General features: G+C 77.2%; 17 protein-coding genes. 6 read left to right on the forward strand and 11 right to left on the reverse strand.

Annotated features, from left to right (window positions below; all coding sequences use genetic code 11):
* Window positions 1–32 precede the first annotated feature (32 nt).
* The 8 genes from BLS82_RS10140 to BLS82_RS10170 form a co-directional block, all read right to left on the reverse strand.
* A complete protein-coding gene (locus tag BLS82_RS10140) occupies window positions 33–983 on the reverse strand; it encodes a ferritin-like domain-containing protein (RefSeq protein ID WP_092864714.1) in 951 nt (316 codons plus the stop codon).
* Window positions 984–1,220: 237 nt separating this feature from the next.
* Window positions 1,221–1,961: an SseB family protein gene (locus BLS82_RS10145; RefSeq protein WP_218123776.1), complete on the reverse strand. Its 741-nt coding sequence runs from the start codon at window positions 1,959–1,961 to the stop codon at window positions 1,221–1,223.
* 22 nt (window positions 1,962–1,983) lie between these two features.
* Entirely contained in the window at window positions 1,984–2,742 is a 759-nt protein-coding gene (gene priA / locus BLS82_RS10150) for a bifunctional 1-(5-phosphoribosyl)-5-((5-phosphoribosylamino)methylideneamino)imidazole-4-carboxamide isomerase/phosphoribosylanthranilate isomerase PriA (RefSeq protein ID WP_092864717.1), read from the reverse strand.
* Window positions 2,739–2,891 carry a hypothetical protein gene (locus tag BLS82_RS15730; protein ID WP_176819028.1) on the reverse strand — a complete coding sequence of 51 codons (153 nt, stop codon included), beginning with the start codon at window positions 2,889–2,891 and terminating at the stop codon, window positions 2,739–2,741. The genes priA and BLS82_RS15730 overlap by 4 nt, the downstream gene beginning before the upstream one ends.
* A 43-nt stretch (window positions 2,892–2,934) precedes the next feature.
* Window positions 2,935–3,588, reverse strand: a complete 654-nt coding sequence (gene hisH, locus BLS82_RS10155; protein ID WP_092864720.1) for an imidazole glycerol phosphate synthase subunit HisH — start codon at window positions 3,586–3,588, stop codon at window positions 2,935–2,937.
* 177 nt (window positions 3,589–3,765) lie between these two features.
* On the reverse strand, window positions 3,766–4,371 hold the full coding sequence (locus BLS82_RS15735; protein ID WP_092864723.1) for a hypothetical protein: 606 nt from the start codon (window positions 4,369–4,371) through the stop codon (window positions 3,766–3,768).
* A gap of 59 nt (window positions 4,372–4,430) precedes the next feature.
* On the reverse strand, window positions 4,431–5,045 hold the full coding sequence (hisB, locus tag BLS82_RS10165; RefSeq protein ID WP_092864726.1) for an imidazoleglycerol-phosphate dehydratase HisB: 615 nt from the start codon (window positions 5,043–5,045) through the stop codon (window positions 4,431–4,433).
* Window positions 5,042–6,214: a histidinol-phosphate transaminase gene (locus BLS82_RS10170; protein WP_176819029.1), complete on the reverse strand. Its 1,173-nt coding sequence runs from the start codon at window positions 6,212–6,214 to the stop codon at window positions 5,042–5,044. The genes hisB and BLS82_RS10170 overlap by 4 nt, the downstream gene beginning before the upstream one ends.
* Window positions 6,215–6,245: 31 nt before the next feature.
* On the opposite strand from BLS82_RS10170, the gene BLS82_RS10175 reads away from it, so the two are divergent.
* From BLS82_RS10175 to BLS82_RS10185, 3 genes are all read left to right on the forward strand, one after another.
* The gene (locus tag BLS82_RS10175; RefSeq protein WP_255378259.1) at window positions 6,246–6,824 is read left to right on the forward strand and encodes a GNAT family N-acetyltransferase; all 579 of its coding nucleotides are present in this window, start codon (window positions 6,246–6,248) and stop codon (window positions 6,822–6,824) included.
* Window positions 6,825–6,922: 98 nt separating this feature from the next.
* Entirely contained in the window at window positions 6,923–7,201 is a 279-nt protein-coding gene (locus BLS82_RS10180) for a YciI family protein (protein ID WP_218123778.1), read from the forward strand.
* A 50-nt stretch (window positions 7,202–7,251) separates the two neighbouring features.
* The gene (locus tag BLS82_RS10185) at window positions 7,252–7,824 is read left to right on the forward strand and encodes a DinB family protein (RefSeq protein ID WP_255378260.1); all 573 of its coding nucleotides are present in this window, start codon (window positions 7,252–7,254) and stop codon (window positions 7,822–7,824) included.
* A 43-nt stretch (window positions 7,825–7,867) separates the two neighbouring features.
* Here the strand turns inward: BLS82_RS10185 and thpR are convergent, their stop codons facing one another.
* The 3 genes from thpR to hisD form a co-directional block, all read right to left on the reverse strand.
* Window positions 7,868–8,422, reverse strand: a complete 555-nt coding sequence (thpR, locus tag BLS82_RS10190; protein ID WP_092864736.1) for an RNA 2',3'-cyclic phosphodiesterase — start codon at window positions 8,420–8,422, stop codon at window positions 7,868–7,870.
* Window positions 8,423–9,904, reverse strand: coding sequence for an NCS2 family permease (locus tag BLS82_RS10195; RefSeq protein ID WP_092864739.1), 1,482 nt, complete (start codon window positions 9,902–9,904; stop codon window positions 8,423–8,425).
* A 139-nt stretch (window positions 9,905–10,043) separates the two neighbouring features.
* Window positions 10,044–11,372, reverse strand: a complete 1,329-nt coding sequence (gene hisD / locus BLS82_RS10200; protein ID WP_176819044.1) for a histidinol dehydrogenase — start codon at window positions 11,370–11,372, stop codon at window positions 10,044–10,046.
* Between the two features lie 57 nt (window positions 11,373–11,429).
* Here hisD and BLS82_RS10205 point away from each other — a divergent pair, with 57 nt between their 5' ends.
* The 3 genes from BLS82_RS10205 to BLS82_RS10215 all read left to right on the forward strand — a co-directional run bounded on the left by BLS82_RS10205 (window position 11,430) and on the right by BLS82_RS10215 (window position 16,105).
* Window positions 11,430–14,435, forward strand: coding sequence for an FAD-binding and (Fe-S)-binding domain-containing protein (locus BLS82_RS10205; RefSeq protein WP_218123779.1), 3,006 nt, complete (start codon window positions 11,430–11,432; stop codon window positions 14,433–14,435).
* A gap of 119 nt (window positions 14,436–14,554) precedes the next feature.
* The gene (locus BLS82_RS10210; protein ID WP_092864744.1) at window positions 14,555–15,409 is read left to right on the forward strand and encodes an NAD-dependent epimerase/dehydratase family protein; all 855 of its coding nucleotides are present in this window, start codon (window positions 14,555–14,557) and stop codon (window positions 15,407–15,409) included.
* Window positions 15,410–15,418: 9 nt separating this feature from the next.
* Window positions 15,419–16,105 (forward strand): LON peptidase substrate-binding domain-containing protein, encoded by a 687-nt coding sequence (locus BLS82_RS10215; protein ID WP_092864747.1) that lies wholly within the window; start codon window positions 15,419–15,421, stop codon window positions 16,103–16,105.
* Window positions 16,106–16,126: the final 21 nt, after the last annotated feature.

Genomic DNA, 16,126 nt, shown 5'->3' on the forward strand with positions numbered 1-16,126 from the left:
GGGTGGGAGGGGGCGGGAGGGGGCGGGGCGGCTCAACCGCTGACCCTGACGTCGCCGTTGACGCCGGCGGGGAAGAAGCCGCCCTTGTCGACCTTGCCGGGGTTGAGGTAGACGACGTTGAGCACCTGGCCGGGGCTGCGGCTGAAGGCCACGCCGCTGGCGTCGGTCGGCACGATGTTCGCCCGGTTGGTGCGCGCGGGACCGCTGGTGGCGCCCTGGTCCAGGTCGCTGGTGCCGTCCAGGGAGTCGCGGGCGTCGGAGATCGCCCGGGTCGCGGCGCCGAGCTCGCGCTCGTACAGGACGCCGCGGACGAGCCCCGCGTGGTAGGCCTCGACGGCGAGGATGCCGGCGGCCGCCTCGAGGTAGACGTCGTTGTCGATGAGCGGGCTGGCGCCCTTGTAGGCGGTGACGCCGACGTCCTCGAAGAGGAAGGCGGCGAGGAGGAAGTTGTTCTCGTTCGCGTAGGGGTCGAACGCCTCCCCCGCCTTGATCAGGCCCGCGGCGCGGGCGGCGGCGGTGAAGCTGTCCTGCAGGTCGATCGCGGGGCGGGAGACCGCCGCGGAGCCGAGGTTGGTGCGCAGGAACTTCACGTGCGCCAGCTCGTCGCCGGCGATCTCCTCGGCGTACTGCTTGATGACGCGGCTCTCGAACGGCACCCGCCGCCCGCCCTTGACCCCGCCGCGCGTGCCGGTGCCGGTGGTCAGGGCGTTCTCCAGGCCGTGCCCGAAGGCGGCGTAGGAGTAGAACTCCGCCTCCAGGTACTCGAGGTTGAGCGCGAAGTTGAGGACGGTCGCGTCGCTGACGCCGTCGTCGTCGAGGCCGTTCGCGGCCGCGGCGGCCGACGCGGCGGTCGCGGTGCCGGCGACGCCGGCACCGAGGACCCCGAGGCCCATCAGGCCGGCGCTGCGCAGGAAGCGGCGGCGGTCGCTGGGTGTCTCCGCGCTCCTGGTGATCATGTCTGCGACCAAGGACTTGCCGAACATGCACGACCCTCGTTCCCGTAGGAGTCGCTGCAGGCGCCGGCCCGGTCGAGCACGTCGGCGTGCAGCGCTGACTGCCGCCTTCGGCGACCCGGACACCATCGCCGCTGCAGGGCCGCGAGCGCGGGAGGCGGCGCGGCGTGTCGCACGCGACCCGATCGCTCCGGGGGCGGTGGCCAGCGGGCGGTCGCCGGGGGCCGTCGCCCGGCGTGCGGTCGCCGGGGTGGTGCGGGCGGCGCCTCAGGCGGCGCCCGCGGCCTCCGGGGCGAGCTCGAGGGAGTCCACGCGCTCGGCGACGACCTCGTCGGCCGCCAGCGCCGCGGACGCCGAGCGCACGAGCGCCTCGAGCCCGCGCGCGTCGAGCCCGGCGTCGAGGACGAGGACGACGCGCAGCTCGGCGCGGCGCCCGGGCTCGCAGCGCACCGCCCGCACCGGGGGCAGGGCGGCGAGCAGGGCCCGCTCGACGGCGGCGAGCACCTGCGGGTCGCGCGGGGACGGCGTCCAGGGCAGGTCCTGCGCCAGCGCCCACAGCGCCGGGCGCGGCAGGACGGCGGTGCCCGGGCCGGCGGCGTCGAGGACGAGCAGCTGGTGGCCCTCCTCGACGGCGGAGACGGCGGCGCGCCGGGCCTGCACCGGCACGGGGCGGGCGGTGGCGTCCCAGCGGGCCAGCGCCGCGACGCCGGAGAAGACCGGCAGGGCCGTGCGCCCGTCGGGGGCGCGCAGGCTCGGCAGGGCCATGTCGGCGCCGGTGTCGCCCCCGGTGCGGTCGTCCGTGCCGCCCGCGAGGGCCACGACGGGGACGAACACGCGCGCGCCGCGCAGCGCCTCGAGCACGGCGACCGGGTCGAGGGGCGAGGCGGCCAGTGCCGCGGCGAGCGCCCGGTCCGGCTGCCCGTCGTCCCCGGCGAAGGGCGTCGGGGTGAGGGTGCGGCCGGCCCACGGCACGCCCGCGGAGTCGCCGTCCGGCGTCCCGGCCCTCACCTGACCCCTCCGGGCGCGGCGGTCACGGGCGGCCGGCGACGTCGAGCGCCTGCGGCAGCGTGAAGGCGCCCGCGTACAGGGCCTTGCCGACGATGGCGCCCTCGACGCCGGTGGGCACGAGCGCGCGCAGCGCCTCCAGGTCGGCCAGGGAGGAGATGCCGCCCGAGGCGACCACGGGCGCGCGCGTCGCGGCGCACACCTGCTGCAGCAGGTCGGTGTTCGGGCCGCGCAGGGTGCCGTCCTTGGTGACGTCGGTGACGACGTAGCGGGAGCACCCGTCGCGGTCCAGGCGGGCGAGCACCTCCCACAGGTCGCCGCCCTCGCGGGTCCAGCCGCGCGCGGCGAGCGTGGTGCCGCGCACGTCGAGGCCCACGGCGATCCGGTCGCCGTGCTCGGCGATCGCGCGCGCCGTCCAGGCCGGGTCCTCCAGGGCCGCGGTGCCGAGGTTGACCCGGCGGCAGCCGGTGGCCAGCGCGCGCTGCAGCGACGCGTCGTCGCGGATGCCGCCGGACAGCTCGACGGCGACGTCGAGGCGGCCGACGACCTCGGCGAGCAGGTCGGCGTTGGACCCGCGCCCGAAGGCGGCATCGAGGTCGACGAGGTGGATCCACTCCGCCCCGCCCTCCTGCCAGGCCAGCGCGGCGTCCAGCGGCGAGCCGTACGACGTCTCGCTGCCCGCCTCGCCCTGCACGAGGCGCACCGCCCGCCCGTCGGCGACGTCGACGGCGGGCAGCAGCTGCAGGCGGGGGGCGGCGGACGCCGGCGGGGTGCTCTCGCTCACGGGGCGATCATCGCAGCGAGCACGAAGCACCCGAGCGCCAGGACGGCGACGAGGAGCACCAGCGGCAGCGGCGCGCGCTGGCCGCGCAGGGACAGCGCGCCGCCGAGCAGGACGCCGCCGACCGCGACGGCGAGCAGGGTCAGCGCCACGGCGCGGGGCTGGCGCGGCGCCGGGCCAGCCGGGTGAGCCGGGTCACAGCGAGCGCACCCAGTTGCGCAGCAGGGCCGCGCCGGCGTCGCCGGACTTCTCGGGGTGGAACTGCGTGGCCGACAGCGGCCCGTTCTCCACCGCGGCGACGAAGCGGCCGCCGTGCTGCGACCACGTGACGAGCGGAGGGCGGCGGCGCAGCGAGCCGTCCTCGGCGACGTCGTCCTCCAGCTCCCAGCGCTGCACGCCGTAGGAGTGCACGAAGTAGAACCGCTCCTCCTCGACGCCGGCGAACAGGGTCGAGCCCTGCGGCACCTGCACGGTGTTCCAGCCCATGTGCGGGACGACGGGGGCGGCCAGGCGCTCGACGGTGCCGGGCCACTCCCCCAGCCCCTTCGCGGGCCGGTCGTGCTCGACGCCGTCCTCGAACATCACCTGCATGCCGACGCAGATGCCGAGCACCGGGCGCCCGCCCGCGAGGCGGCGCCCGATCACCTCGTGGCCCCGCACCCCCTCGATGCCCTCGACGCAGGCCTCGAAGGCGCCGACCCCCGGCACGACCAGGCCGTCGGCCTCGCTGGCCGACCGGCGGTCGGCCGTCAGCTCGACGTCCGCACCGACCCGCTCCAGGGCCCGCACGGCCGAGCGGACGTTGCCGAAGCCGTAGTCGAGGACGACGACCTTCGGGGCGGTGCGCATGCCTCCAGGGTACGGACCGGCTCCGGCGCGCCACCCCGCCCGCCCGCGGCGCTCGAGGTGGCACCAGACGGGGTCTGCGAGGGCTCCAGACCCCACCTGGTGCCACCTCGAGCGCCCTTCCCTCCCGCGCCCACGATCACGCGGGGGGCGGGGCGGACGTCAGCGCTCGGTCGGCGCTCACGAGCGCTCCGCGCGGCGGCGCCGGAGCAGGCCGCGCAGGCTCGCGCTCCAGAACAGCGCCACGAGCGGCCAGGCGACGGCCTGCACCCAGCTCCACACACCGCGCTCGCCGAGGACGACGTCGGCGACGGCGGCGGCGGAGAGCAGGACGGCGATGACGACGAGCGCGCTCGCGAGGACGACCTGCCAGGTCGTCACCGGCCCCACGGCGGCGGCCAGGGCGGCGCGGGCGGCGGTGCGCTGGTCCACGCCGTCCGTGCTCGCGACCCCGGCGGCCTCCTGCACCGGCAGCCACCCGAGCAGCACGCGCTCGGCGTCGCCGTCCACGCCGCCGACGAGACCGTACGCCGGGGTGTCGACCAGGCGACCGGCGCGCCAGCGCTCCACCGCGACGCGCTCGTCGGCCAGGCGCAGGGCGAGGACGTCGGCCGAGCGCAGGGTGCGGGAGGCGCGCTGGACCTGCTGCTCCTCCAGCGCGCCCGAGCGCGGCAGCACGAGCGCGCCGCGCGAGCACGGGACGGCGTCCGCGGACATCCCCAGGGACGCCGCGAGCGCCGCCGCCTGCGCGGCCGAGGCGATCGGCAGGAGCAGGCCCGAGCGCACGAGCCCACCGGTCGGGGCGTCCTCCGACGCGCCGTCCGGGCCGCCGTCCGGGCCGCTGGTCAGAGCGCGCCCTTGGTGGAGGGCACGCCGCTCACGCGCGGGTCGGCCTCGACGGCGGCGCGCAGGGCGCGGGCCACGGCCTTGAACTGCGCCTCGACGACGTGGTGCGGGTCGCGGCCGCCGAGCACGCGCACGTGCAGCGCGACGTGGGCGTGGTGCGCGATCGACTCGAACACGTGCCGGGTCAGCGACCCCGTGTACGGCACGCCGCCCGCGCCGCCGCCGATGAGCGCGAGCTCCTGGCCCGCGGGCTCCCCGGTGTGCACGCAGTAGGGGCGCCCGGAGACGTCGACGACGGCGTGCGCGAGCGCCTCGTCGAGCGGCACGGTGGCGTCGCCGAAGCGGCGGATGCCGCTCTTGTCGCCCAGCGCCTGCCGCAGCGCCTGGCCGAGGACGATGGCGACGTCCTCGACCGTGTGGTGGGCGTCGACCTGCACGTCACCGGTGGCCCGCACGGTCAGGTCGAGCAGGGAGTGCTTGGCCAGCGCGGTGAGCATGTGGTCGTAGAAGCCGACGCCCGTGCTGACCTCGCTGCGGCCGGTGCCGTCGAGGTCGAGCTCGAGCAGCACGCTCGACTCGCTCGTCGTGCGCTCGATCCTGGCGGTGCGGCTCATGCCGGCTGCTCCTGCCCGCTCGTGCTCCTGCTGGCCGGGGTGGCCGCGGTGGTCGGGGTGGCCGGTGCTCCGCCGCCGGCGGCGAGCACCTCGGCGAGGGCGCCGAGGAAGGCGGTGGTCTCCTCGGCGGTGCCGGCGGTCACGCGCAGGTGGTGCGGGATCCCGACGTCGCGCACGAGGACGCCGCGCTCCAGCAGCCCCTCCCAGACGGCGCGGGCGTCGTCCAGGCCGCCGACGAGGACGAAGTTGGCGTCGCTCGGCACCGGGGTCAGCCCCAGCCCCGGCAGGGCCGCGACGATCCGGTCGCGCTGGGCCTTGACGGCGTCCACGGTCGCCAGCAGCTGGTCGGCGTGGGCCAGGGCGGCGCGCGCGGCGGCCTGGGTCAGCGCCGAGAGGTGGTACGGCAGGCGCACCAGGTGCAGGGCGTCGACGACGGCGGCGTCCGCGGCCAGGTAGCCGACCCGCGCGCCGGCGAGGGTGAAGGCCTTGCTCATCGTGCGCGTGACGACCAGGCGCGGGCGGCCCGGCAGCAGCGTGAGGGCGGACGGCGTGCCGGGGCGGGCGAACTCGGCGTAGGCCTCGTCGACGACGACGATCCCGCGCGCCTGCTCGTACGCGGTCTCGACGACGTCCAGCGGCAGCGCCGTCCCGGTGGGGTTGTTCGGGGAGGTGAGGAAGACGACGTCCGGGGCGAGCTCGCGCACCTGGTCGGCCACGCGCCACGGGTCGAGCCCGAAGTCCGGGTCGCGCCGCCCGTCGACCCACGCGGTGCCGGTGCCGGTGGCGAGGATCGGGTGCATCGAGTACGACGGCGTGAACCCCAGCGCGGTGCGGCCCGGCCCGCCGAAGGCCTGCAGCAGCTGCTGGAGGACCTCGTTGGAGCCGTTGGCCGCCCACACCCGCTCGGCGGTCAGGCCGTGGCCGAGGTGGCGGGCGAGGTCCGCGCGCAGGGCCACCGCCTCGCGGTCGGGATAGCGGTTCAGCTGCCCCGCCTCCGCGCGCACCGCCTCGACGATCGCCTCGACGACGGCGGGCGGCACCGGGTGGCTGTTCTCGTTGGTGTTCAGGCGCACGGGCACGTCGAGCTGCGGGGCGCCGTACGGGCTGCGGCCGCGCAGGTCCTCGCGCAGCGGCAGGTCCGCCAGGGCTCCCGGGGTGGGCTCGCTCACGGGGCGGCAGTCTACGAGGGATGATCGCGGCGTGACCGGTGCCGCCGCTGCCGCCCGCGCCCGCGAGCTCGCCGAGCACCACGCGCTCGGGGCCGGGGAGCCCGTGCTGCGCACGCAGCGGCTGCTGCTGCGCCGCTGGCGCGAGGCCGACCTGGACCCGTTCGCGGCGATGAGCGCCGACCCGGAGGTGATGCGGCACTTCCCCGCGCCCCTGGACCGGGCGGCCTCGGACGCCGTGGCCCGCTACGGCGACGCGTGCTTCGAGGTGCACGGGTTCGGGCTCGCGGCCGTGGAGCGGCTCGACGACGGGGCGTTCGTCGGGTTCGTCGGCCTGCACCGCCAGCGCTGGTTCCCCGAGGACGTCGAGATCGGGTGGCGCCTGGCCCGCACGGCGTGGGGCGCGGGGCTCGCGACGGAGGCGGCGCGGGCGTGGGTGGCGTCGGCGCACCGCGACCACGGGCTGCGCCGGCTGATCTCGATCACCGCGCCGGCGAACGCGGCGTCGCTGGCGGTGATGCGCCGCCTGGGCATGCGCGAGGCGGCGCGCGGGGTCCGCGAGGGCAGGCAGCTCGTCGTCCACGCCCTGCGCCTGCCCGCCGCGGACGGCTGAGGCCGGCCCTCCTCGGGCAGGGCGCGCCCGAGGCCGAGCGCCGCCGCGCGGCCCGGGGCGGCACCATGGCGTCGTCCGCCACCGACCCGGGAGGTCCCGTGCCGCACTTCGTCGCCACCTACGCCTACACCGACGACACCGCCGGGCGGGACGCCGCGCGCCCCTCCCACCGCGAGTTCCTCGCCTCCCTCGAGCAGCTGGTGCTCTCGGGCCCGACCGACGCGAACGGCGCGGTGCTGGTCTTCCGGGCCGGCTCGGCCGCCGAGGTCGAGGAGCTGCTGGAGCAGGACCCGTTCGTGCGCGCGGGCTTCGTCGCCGAGCGCACCGTCGTCGGCTGGACCGTCGTGTCCGGGCGCGCGAAGGACCGCATCGCCTGAGCCGCCGCTCGCCCTCGACCCCTGTTCCCTCCACCCCCGGGAGAGCCCTCGTGAGCGGACCCGCGCCCGTGCCGGACCCCGTCGTCCCGGACCCCGTCGTCCCGGACCCCGTCGTCCCGGACGGCAAGGACTGGACGTGGGTGCTGCAGCGCGCCTGCCCCGAGTGCGGCGCGGACGTCGGCGCGCTCGCGCCCGAGCGGGTCGCCGGGGCGCTGCGCGCGGCGGCAGCTCCGTGGCCCGCCGTCCTCGCCCGTCCCGGCGTCCGCCGGCGGCCCGCGCCCGGCACGTGGTCCCCGCTGGAGTACGGCGCCCACGTGCGCGACGTGTTCACGACCACGACCACCCGGCTGCACCTGCTGCTGAGCCAGGACGACCCGCTGTTCGCGAACTGGGACCAGGACGCGACGGCGCTGGAGCAGCGCTACGCCGAGCAGGACCCGGCGCGCGTGGCCGAGGAGCTGCGCGCGGCCGCGGCGGGTACGACCGCGGTGCTGGACGGCGTCCGCGGCGAGCAGTGGTCCCGGCGAGGGCGGCGCAGCAACGGCTCGGAGTTCACGGTGGCGACGCTCGCGCAGTACGTGCTGCACGACGTCGTCCACCACGTGCACGACGTCGGCGCCTGAGCGCCCGGCCCGCTGGTCCGGGGACCACAGCGCGACGGCGGCCTCACCCGCCCAGGGGTGCGCTCAGCAGCGTCTCGTAGGACGGCTGCGGGCCCGGGCGGCTGCGCACCAGGTCCACCGCGGACGCCGTCCACGCGGGCCCGGCGTGCTGCCCGAGCGCCTCGACCGCCGGGCGCAGGTCGACCGCACCGGCGCCGGGGCGCCGGTCGCCCGCCCGGGCCACGGTCAGGTGCGGCCGGTAGGGGCGGTCCTCGACGGGCAGGCCCGCGCGCCGTCCGGACGCCGCGCAGGAGGCGGCCAGCCGCGCGGCGCCGGTGACGTCCCCGCGCACGCCGACCCACAGCACCCGGCTGCCGAAGCGGCCCGCGCCCTGCAGCGCCAGCGCCAGCGGGTCGTGCCGGGCGGCCGCGCGGGTCACGCGGGCGGACAGGTCGCCGAGCAGGCGGTCCGGCACCTCCCCGTAGAAGGCGAGGGTGAGGTGCCAGCGCGAGCGCGGGGTCCAGCGCAGGTGCGGAACGCGCTCGCGGGCGCGGGCGACGTCCGCCTCGAGCGCGTCGAGGGCGGACGCCGGCGGCACCAGCGCGACGAAGAGGCGCACTCAGACCACGCCGAGCAGCGCCTCGATCGGGGCGATGGCGAAGTAGACGACGAACAGCCCCGCGACGAGCCACAGCAGCGGGTGCACGGTGCGCGCCCGGCCGGAGACGGCCTGGATGACGGCGTAGGAGACGAAGCCGGCCCCGATGCCGTTGGTGATGGAGTACGTGAACGGCATGACGACGATCGTCAGGAACGCCGGGATGGCGATGGTGAAGTCGGTGAAGTCGATCGTGCGCACCTGCGTGATCATGAGGAAGCCGACGATGACGAGCGCGGGCGTGGCCGCCTCGAAGGGCACGACCTGCACCAGCGGCGTGAAGAACATCGCGAGCAGGAACAGCACGCCGGTGACCACGCTGGCCAGGCCGGTGCGCGCGCCCTCCCCGACGCCCGCGGCGGACTCGATGTACGTGGTGTTCGACGACGTGGAGCCGGCGCCGCCGGCGACGGCCGCCACGGAGTCGACGAGCAGGACGCGGTCCACGCCGGGCAGGCGCCCGCGCTCGTCGAGCAGGCCGGCCTCCGCGCCGACGCCGACGACGGTGCCCATGGTGTCGAAGAAGTCGGCGAGCATGAGCGTGAAGACGAGCAGCAGGGCCGCGACGACGCCCACCTCGGCGAAGGAGCCGAAGAGGCTGAACCGCCCCAGCAGCGACAGGTCGGGGGCGCTGAACAGCTGCTCGGGCAGCTGCGGGACGACGAGGCTCCAGCCGACGGGGTCGGTCGCGCCGTCCGCGCCGACGCGCGGGCCGACGTCCGCGAAGGCCTCGACGAGCACCGCGAGCAGCGTCGTGCCGACGATGCCGAGCAGGATCGCGCCCTTGACGCGCCGGGCGACGAGGACGGCGGTCAGGAGCAGCCCGACGACGAAGACGGTGGTGGGCCAGCCCTGCAGGTTGCCGCCCACGCCGAGCTCCAGCGGCACGGCGGCGCCGGCGGGCGTGCGCACGAACCCGGCGTCGACGAAGCCGATGAGCGCGATGAACAGGCCGATGCCGACGCTGATGGCGGTCTTCAGCTGCGCGGGGATGGCGTGGAAGACCGCGGTGCGGAAGCCGGTGAGGACGAGGACGGTGATGACGAGGCCCTCGAGGACCACGAGGCCCATGGCGTCGGCCCAGTCCATCTGCGAGGCGATGCCGAAGGCGAGGAACGCGTTGATGCCCAGGCCCGCGGCGATGGCGAACGGGTAGCGCCCGACCACGCCCATGAGGATCGTCAGGACCCCGGCGACCAGGGCGGTGGCGGCGGCCACGGTCGGCACGCCGAGCACCTGGCCGCCGGCGTCGGGCGCGGTGCCGACGATGAGGGGGTTGAGGACGACGATGTAGGCCATCGTGAAGAACGTCGCCAGGCCGCCGCGCACCTCCCGCTGCACGCTCGAGCCGCGCGCGGAGATGGAGAAGTAGCGGTCCAGCCCGTTGCGGGGCGGGCGGGGGACGTCGGGCTCGGTGGAGATGGTCGTGGGCGCGTCGGCCATGGCGGTCCTTCATCGGGCGGGCGGCGGGGGGACGCGTCGTTGCGCCGCGACAGCATCCCAGGTCCGCGGGCCCTCGCCGCCCGCCGTCACCCGCCGCGGACGCGCCCGTGACCTGCCGCGACGCGGCCCGTTCCGCGGGTCAGCGCGAGAAGCGCGCCGTGACCGCCTCGCCGTGCGCGGGCAGGTCCTCGGCGTTCGCGAGGGCCACGACGTGGGCGGCGACCTCGCGCAGCGCGTCCGCGGAGTAGTCCACGACGTGGATGCCGCGCAGGAACGTCTGCACGCTCAGGCCCGCGGTGTGCGCGCAGGTGCCGCCCGTGGGCAGCACGTGGTTGGAGCCGGCGCAGTAGTCGCCGAGCGAGACCGGCGAGGACGGGCCGACGAAGATCGCGCCGGCGCTGCGCACCCGGGCGGCGACCGCGGCGGCGTCGGCGGTCTGCACCTCCAGGTGCTCCGCGCCGTACCCGTCGACGACGGCCAGGCCCGCCTCGACGTCGTCGACGAGGACGACGACGGACTGCTCGCCCGTCAGCGCCGTGCGCACCCGCTCGGCGTGCTTGGTGGCGGCGACGCGCACCGCCAGCTCGGCGTCGACGGCGTCGGCCAGGCCGGGGGCGTCGGTGACGAGGACGGCCGCGGCCAGCACGTCGTGCTCGGCCTGGCTGACGAGGTCGGCGGCCACGAGCGCGGGGTCGGCGGTGGCGTCGGCGAGGACGGCGATCTCCGTCGGGCCCGCCTCGGAGTCGATGCCCACCAGCCCGCGCAGCAGGCGCTTGGCGGCGGCGACGTAGACGTTGCCGGGGCCGGTGACGACGTCCACCGGCGCGCACACCAGGGCCCCGGCGTGCGGGCCGTCGGTCTCCCGGGCGCCGTGGGCGAACATCGCCACCGCCTGGGCGCCGCCGACGGCGTAGACCTCCTCGACCCCGAGCAGGGCGCACGCGGCGAGGATCGTCGGGTGCGGCAGGCCGCCGTGGTCGCGCTGCGGCGGGCTGGCCACCGCCAGGGACTCCACCCCCGCCTCCTGGGCGGGGACGACGTTCATCACCACGCTGCTGGGGTAGACCGCCAGGCCCCCGGGCGCGTACAGCCCCACGCGCTGGACGGGCACGAAGCGCTCGGTGACGGTGCCGCCGGGCACCACGCGCGTGGTGACGTCGGCGCGGCGCTGGTCGCGGTGCACGAGGCGGGCGCGGCGCACGGACTCCTCCAGCGCCGCGCGCACGGCCGGGTCCAGGCGCGCCAGGGCGTCGGCCAGGGCGGGCGCCGGCACCCGCAGCGCCTCCACCCGCACGCCGTCGAAGCGCTCCCCCAGCTCCCGCAGCGCGGCGGCGCCGCGGGTGCGCACGTCCTCGGCGATCGGGCGGACGGCGGCGACCGCGGCCTCGACGTCCAGGGCCGCCCGCGGCAGGGTGCCGCGCAGCTCGCGGGCGTCGAGCCGCTGCCCGCGCAGGTCCAGTCGTCGCATCACGGCCCCCAGGGTAGGGCGGCGGCGCTGTCGCACCGCCTGTGCACACTGGTGCGCGTGACCGCCTCCCCGCCCGCGCTCGCCCCGGCGCCGTCCTCCGCGCCCGTTCCGCAGGTGCCGCGCGAGGAGCTGGCGCGGGCGCTGGCGGGCGCCCTCGGGCCCGGCGGGGCGCAGCGCGTGGACGCCTCCCGGCGCCGGCGCGCGGAGTACACCTCCGACGCCTCCAACTACCGCGTCGTGCCCAGCGCGGTGGTCTTCCCCCGCGACGCGGACGACGTCGAGGCGGCGCTGGCGACCTGCCGGGCCCTCGGGGTGCCGCTGACCTCCCGCGGGGCGGGCACCTCCGTGGCCGGCAACGCGGTCGGCACGGGCGTGGTGCTCGACTTCTCCCGCTCCATGGGCCGGGTGCTCGAGGTCGACCCGACCTCGCAGACGGCGCTGGTGCAGCCCGGGGTGGTCCTCGACGACCTGCAGCGCGCGGCGCACCCGCACGGGCTGCGGTTCGGGCCCGACCCGAGCACCCACGCGCGGTGCACGCTCGGCGGCATGATCGGCAACGACGCGTGCGGCTCCCACGCGCTGGCGTACGGGCGCACGAGCCACAACGTGCTCGGCCTCGACGTCCTCGACGGCACCGGCCGCCGCTTCTCCACCGACGCCCCGCCGGCGCAGCTGGTCGCCGACCTCGACGCCGTGGCCCGCGCGCACCTGGCCACCCTGCGCACGCGCTTCGCCACCTTCGGCCGGCAGGTCTCCGGCTACGCCCTGGAGCACCTGCTGCCCGAGGGCGGGGGCCCGGCCGGCGACGGCGGCACGAACCTGGCCCGGCTGCTGACCGGCTCGGAGGGCACGCTCGCGGTGATGACGGCCGCGCGCGTGCGGCTCGTGCGCGAGGCGGCGTCGACGACCTTCGTCGTCCTCGGCTACCCCGACACGGCGAGCGCGGCGGACGCCACCCCGGCGCTGCTGGAGCACCGCCCGCTGGCGGTCGAGGGCATCGACCGGCGCCTGGTGGAGGTCGTGCGCGCCCGCGGCGGCGCCGTCGCCGGGCTGCCCGGCGGCGACGGCTGGCTGTTCGTGGAGGTCGGCGGCGAGGACGCCGCGGCCTCCCTCGCCGCCGCCCGCCGCCTGGTGGCCTCCTCCGGGGCCCTGGACTCGGTGGTGATCCCCACCGCGGCGCAGGCGCGGGCGCTGTGGCGCATCCGCGAGGACGGCGCCGGGCTCGCCGGGCGCTCCCCCGAGGGCCGCCCGGCCTGGCCGGGCTGGGAGGACGCCGCGGTGCCGCCGCAGCGCCTGGGCGCCTACCTGCGCGACTTCGAGGCGCTGATGCGCGCGCACCGCCTCGACGGCCTGTCCTACGGGCACTTCGGCGACGGCTGCATCCACGTGCGCATCGACTTCCCGCTCGCCGCGGACGGCGGCGCCGCCCGCACCGGGGACTTCCTGCGGGCGGCCGCCTCGCTCGTGGCCGCGCACGGCGGGTCGCTGTCGGGCGAGCACGGCGACGGGCGCGCTCGCGGGGCGCTGCTGCCGCTGATGTACCCCGCGGACGCGCTCGCCGCGTTCGGGGAGGTCAAGGCCGTCTTCGACCCCGACGACGTCCTGAACCCCGGCGTGATCGTGCGGCCGCGGCCGCTGGAGGCCGACCTGCGGGTGCCGGCCGCGCGCGCCGCCGTCGAGATCGGGCTCCCCGGGACGCGCCCGCCGCAGCCGCTGCAGTTCGCCTACTCCCACGACGGCGGTGACCTCACCACCGCCGTGCACCGCTGCGTCGGGGTGGGCAAGTGCCGCGCCGACACCTCCGGCGCCGGCGGTGTGATGTGCCCCTCCTACCTGGCCACGGGCGACGAGAAGGACTCCACGCGCGGACGCGCCCGCCTGCTGCAGGAGATGGCCAACGGCACCCTGGTCACCGACGGGTGGCGCTCGGAGGAGGTGCACGAGGCGCTCGACCTGTGCCTGTCCTGCAAGGGGTGCGCCGTGGACTGCCCGGCCGGCGTCGACATGGCCACGTACAAGGCGGAGTTCCTGCACCACCACTACGCCGGGCGGCTGCGCCCGGTGAACCACTACCTGCTCGGGTGGCTGCCGCGCTGGGCGCGCCTGGCCGCGCACGCGCCGCGGCTGGTCAACGCCCTGACCGGCGTGCCGGTGCTCGCGCGCCTGGCCCGCGCGGTCGGCGGCGTCGACCAGCGCCGGCCGCTGCCGCGCTTCGCGGAGCAGACCTTCCGCGCCTGGTTCGAGGCCCGCGCCGCCCAGCGGCGCCGCGACGGCGTGGAGGAGACCGGGCAGCCGGTGGTGCTGTGGGTCGACACGTTCACCGACGCCTTCGACCCGCAGGTCGGGCGGGCGGCGGTGGAGCTGCTCGAGCACCTCGGGTTCTCGGTGCGCCTGCCGGTCGGGAAGGTGTGCTGCGGGCTGACGTGGGTGTCCACCGGCCAGCTGGACGGCGCGAAGGCCCAGCTGCGGCGCACCCTCGACGCGATCGACGGCGCGGTGGCGGGGCTGGACGACGGCGCCGACGGCGCGGACGGCGTCGACGGCGCGGACGGCGCGGACGGCGCTGCGGTGCCGGTCGTGGGGCTGGAGCCGAGCTGCACCGCGCTGCTGCGCGACGACGCCGCGGAGCTGCTGCCCGACGACCCGCGGGCGCGCGCCCTGCACGGGCGGGTGCGCACGGTCGCGGAGCTGATCGCCGAGCACCGGCCCGAGTGGCAGCCGCCGCGCCTCGACGGGCCGGCCGTGGTGCAGCCGCACTGCCACCAGCACGCGGTGATGGGCTTCGACGCCGACCGCGCGCTCATGGCCCGGGCGGGGGTCGACGCGCAGGTGCTCGCCGGCTGCTGCGGCCTGGCGGGCAACTTCGGCGCCGAGCGCGGGCACTTCGAGGTCTCCCAGAAGGTCGCCGAGCACCAGCTGCTGCCCGCGCTGCGCGCCGCCGACCCAGCCACGCCCGTGCTCGCCGACGGCTTCTCCTGCCGCACGCAGACCTCCGACCTCGCCGGGCGCCGTCCGCTGCACCTGGTCGAGGCGCTCGCCGCCGCCCTCCGCGACGACGCCTGACCGACTCCCCCTGCGGGGGTCCTCCGGCCCGTGAGCGCACTCCGCCCGCGCAGTGCGCCGGAGCGGGCGGGGTCGGGGCAGCGGTGGCGCGCGCGGCGCGCAGCGGGTTGGGTGGGGACGTGAAGATCGTCGTGACGGGTGGCAGCGGGAAGCTCGGGCGCGCCGTGGTGCGCGACCTCGTCGAGCACGGGCACGACGTCCTCGACGTCGACCTCGCGCCCCCAGCGGAGCCGGTCGGCCGCTTCCTGCGCGCCGACCTGACCGACCCCGGCCAGGCCCTCGAGGTGCTGCTGGGCGTCGACGAGCACCACCGCGGCCCCGGCGCCGTGGACGCCGTCGTGCACCTGGCGGCGATCCCGGCGCCCGGCCTCCTGCCCGACGCGACGACCTTCGCCACCAACACCCTGAGCACCTACAACGTCTTCGCCGCCGCTCGGGCAGCGGGTGTGAGCAACGTCGTGTGGGCCTCCAGCGAGACCGTCCTCGGGCTCCCCTTCGACGTCCCCCCGCCGTACGCGCCCGTCGACGAGGAGTGCGCGCCGCGGCCGGAGACCTCGTACTCGCTGTCGAAGGACCTCGGCGAGGAGATGGCGCGGCAGTTCTGCCGCTGGGAGCCCGACCTGAAGATCATCGGGCTGCGGTTCTCCAACGTCATGGAGCCGCACGAGTACGCGGCCTTCCCCGGCTTCGACGCGGACCCGAGCACCCGCAAGTGGAACCTGTGGGGCTACATCGACGCCCGCGACGGCGCCCAGGCGGTGCGCCGGGCCCTGGAGCTCGACGCTCCGGGCGCGGACGTGTTCATCATCGCCGCGGCCGACACCGTGATGGGCCGGTCGAGCGCCGAGCTGCTCGCCGAGGTCTTCCCGGGCGTGCCGCTGACCCGGCAGGTCGGCGAGCACGAGACGCTGCTCTCGATCGAGAAGGCTCGCCGCGTGCTCGGCTACGAGCCCGAGCACAGCTGGCGCACCTAGGCTGCGGCGGTGCCCGCAGCTGCTCCGGAGCGACTCCCCCTCTTCCCGCTGCACGCGGTGCTGGTGCCGGGGCTCGTGCTGCCGCTGACGGTCTTCGAGCCGCGCTACCTCACCCTCGTCGAGCACCTGCTGGCGCGCCCGGAGGACGAGCGCACCTTCGGCGTGGTCGCGCTGCGCAGCGGGCGGGAGTCCGGGCGGCCGCACGACCTCGCCGCGCTGCACCGGGTCGGGTGCACCGCGGTGGTCCGCTCGGTGACCGAGACCGACGAGGGCCGCTACGAGCTGCTCACCTCCGGGGCCGTGCGGTTCCGCCTGGACGGCCTCGACGAGGACGCCGGGACCCCGTACCTGACCGGGCTCGTCACCCCGCTGCCCGAGGCGGAGGGCGACGGCAGCGACCTGGCCGCCCTGGCCGCCGCCGTGGCCGCGCGCTGGACGGCGTACCGCCAGCGCCTGGGCATCACCGCCACCGGCGTGCCGGGCGGCGTCCCGTCCGACCCGGCGGTGCTGTCCTACCTCGTGGTCGCCGGCATGGTCCTGGACGTCCCGCAGCGCCAGGCCCTGCTCGAGGTGCCCGACACGGCCTCCCGCCTGCGCGAGGAGCGGCGCCTGCTGCACCGCGAGCTCGCGCTCGTCGAGGCGCTGCGCTCCCTGCCGGCGCAGGACCTCACCACCACCGAGCCGGACCCGAACTGACCGGCCGGGTCGCAGGGCCGG

The organism is Quadrisphaera sp. DSM 44207, assembly GCF_900101335.1.
Taxonomy (GTDB): Bacteria; Actinomycetota; Actinomycetes; order Actinomycetales; family Quadrisphaeraceae; genus DSM-44207.

Excerpts from the sequence above, each read along its gene's own strand:
- BLS82_RS10140 (WP_092864714.1), bottom strand. The coding sequence starts at position 983 with ATGTTCGGCAAGTCCTTGGTCGCAGACATGATCACCAGGAGCGCGGAG.
- hisH (WP_092864720.1), bottom strand. The coding sequence starts at position 3,588 with ATGCGCACCGCCCCGAAGGTCGTCGTCCTCGACTACGGCTTCGGCAAC.
- hisB (WP_092864726.1), bottom strand. The coding sequence starts at position 5,045 with ATGAGCCGCACCGCCAGGATCGAGCGCACGACGAGCGAGTCGAGCGTG.
- BLS82_RS10195 (WP_092864739.1), bottom strand. The coding sequence starts at position 9,904 with ATGGCCGACGCGCCCACGACCATCTCCACCGAGCCCGACGTCCCCCGC.
- hisD (WP_176819044.1), bottom strand. The coding sequence starts at position 11,372 with ATGCGACGACTGGACCTGCGCGGGCAGCGGCTCGACGCCCGCGAGCTG.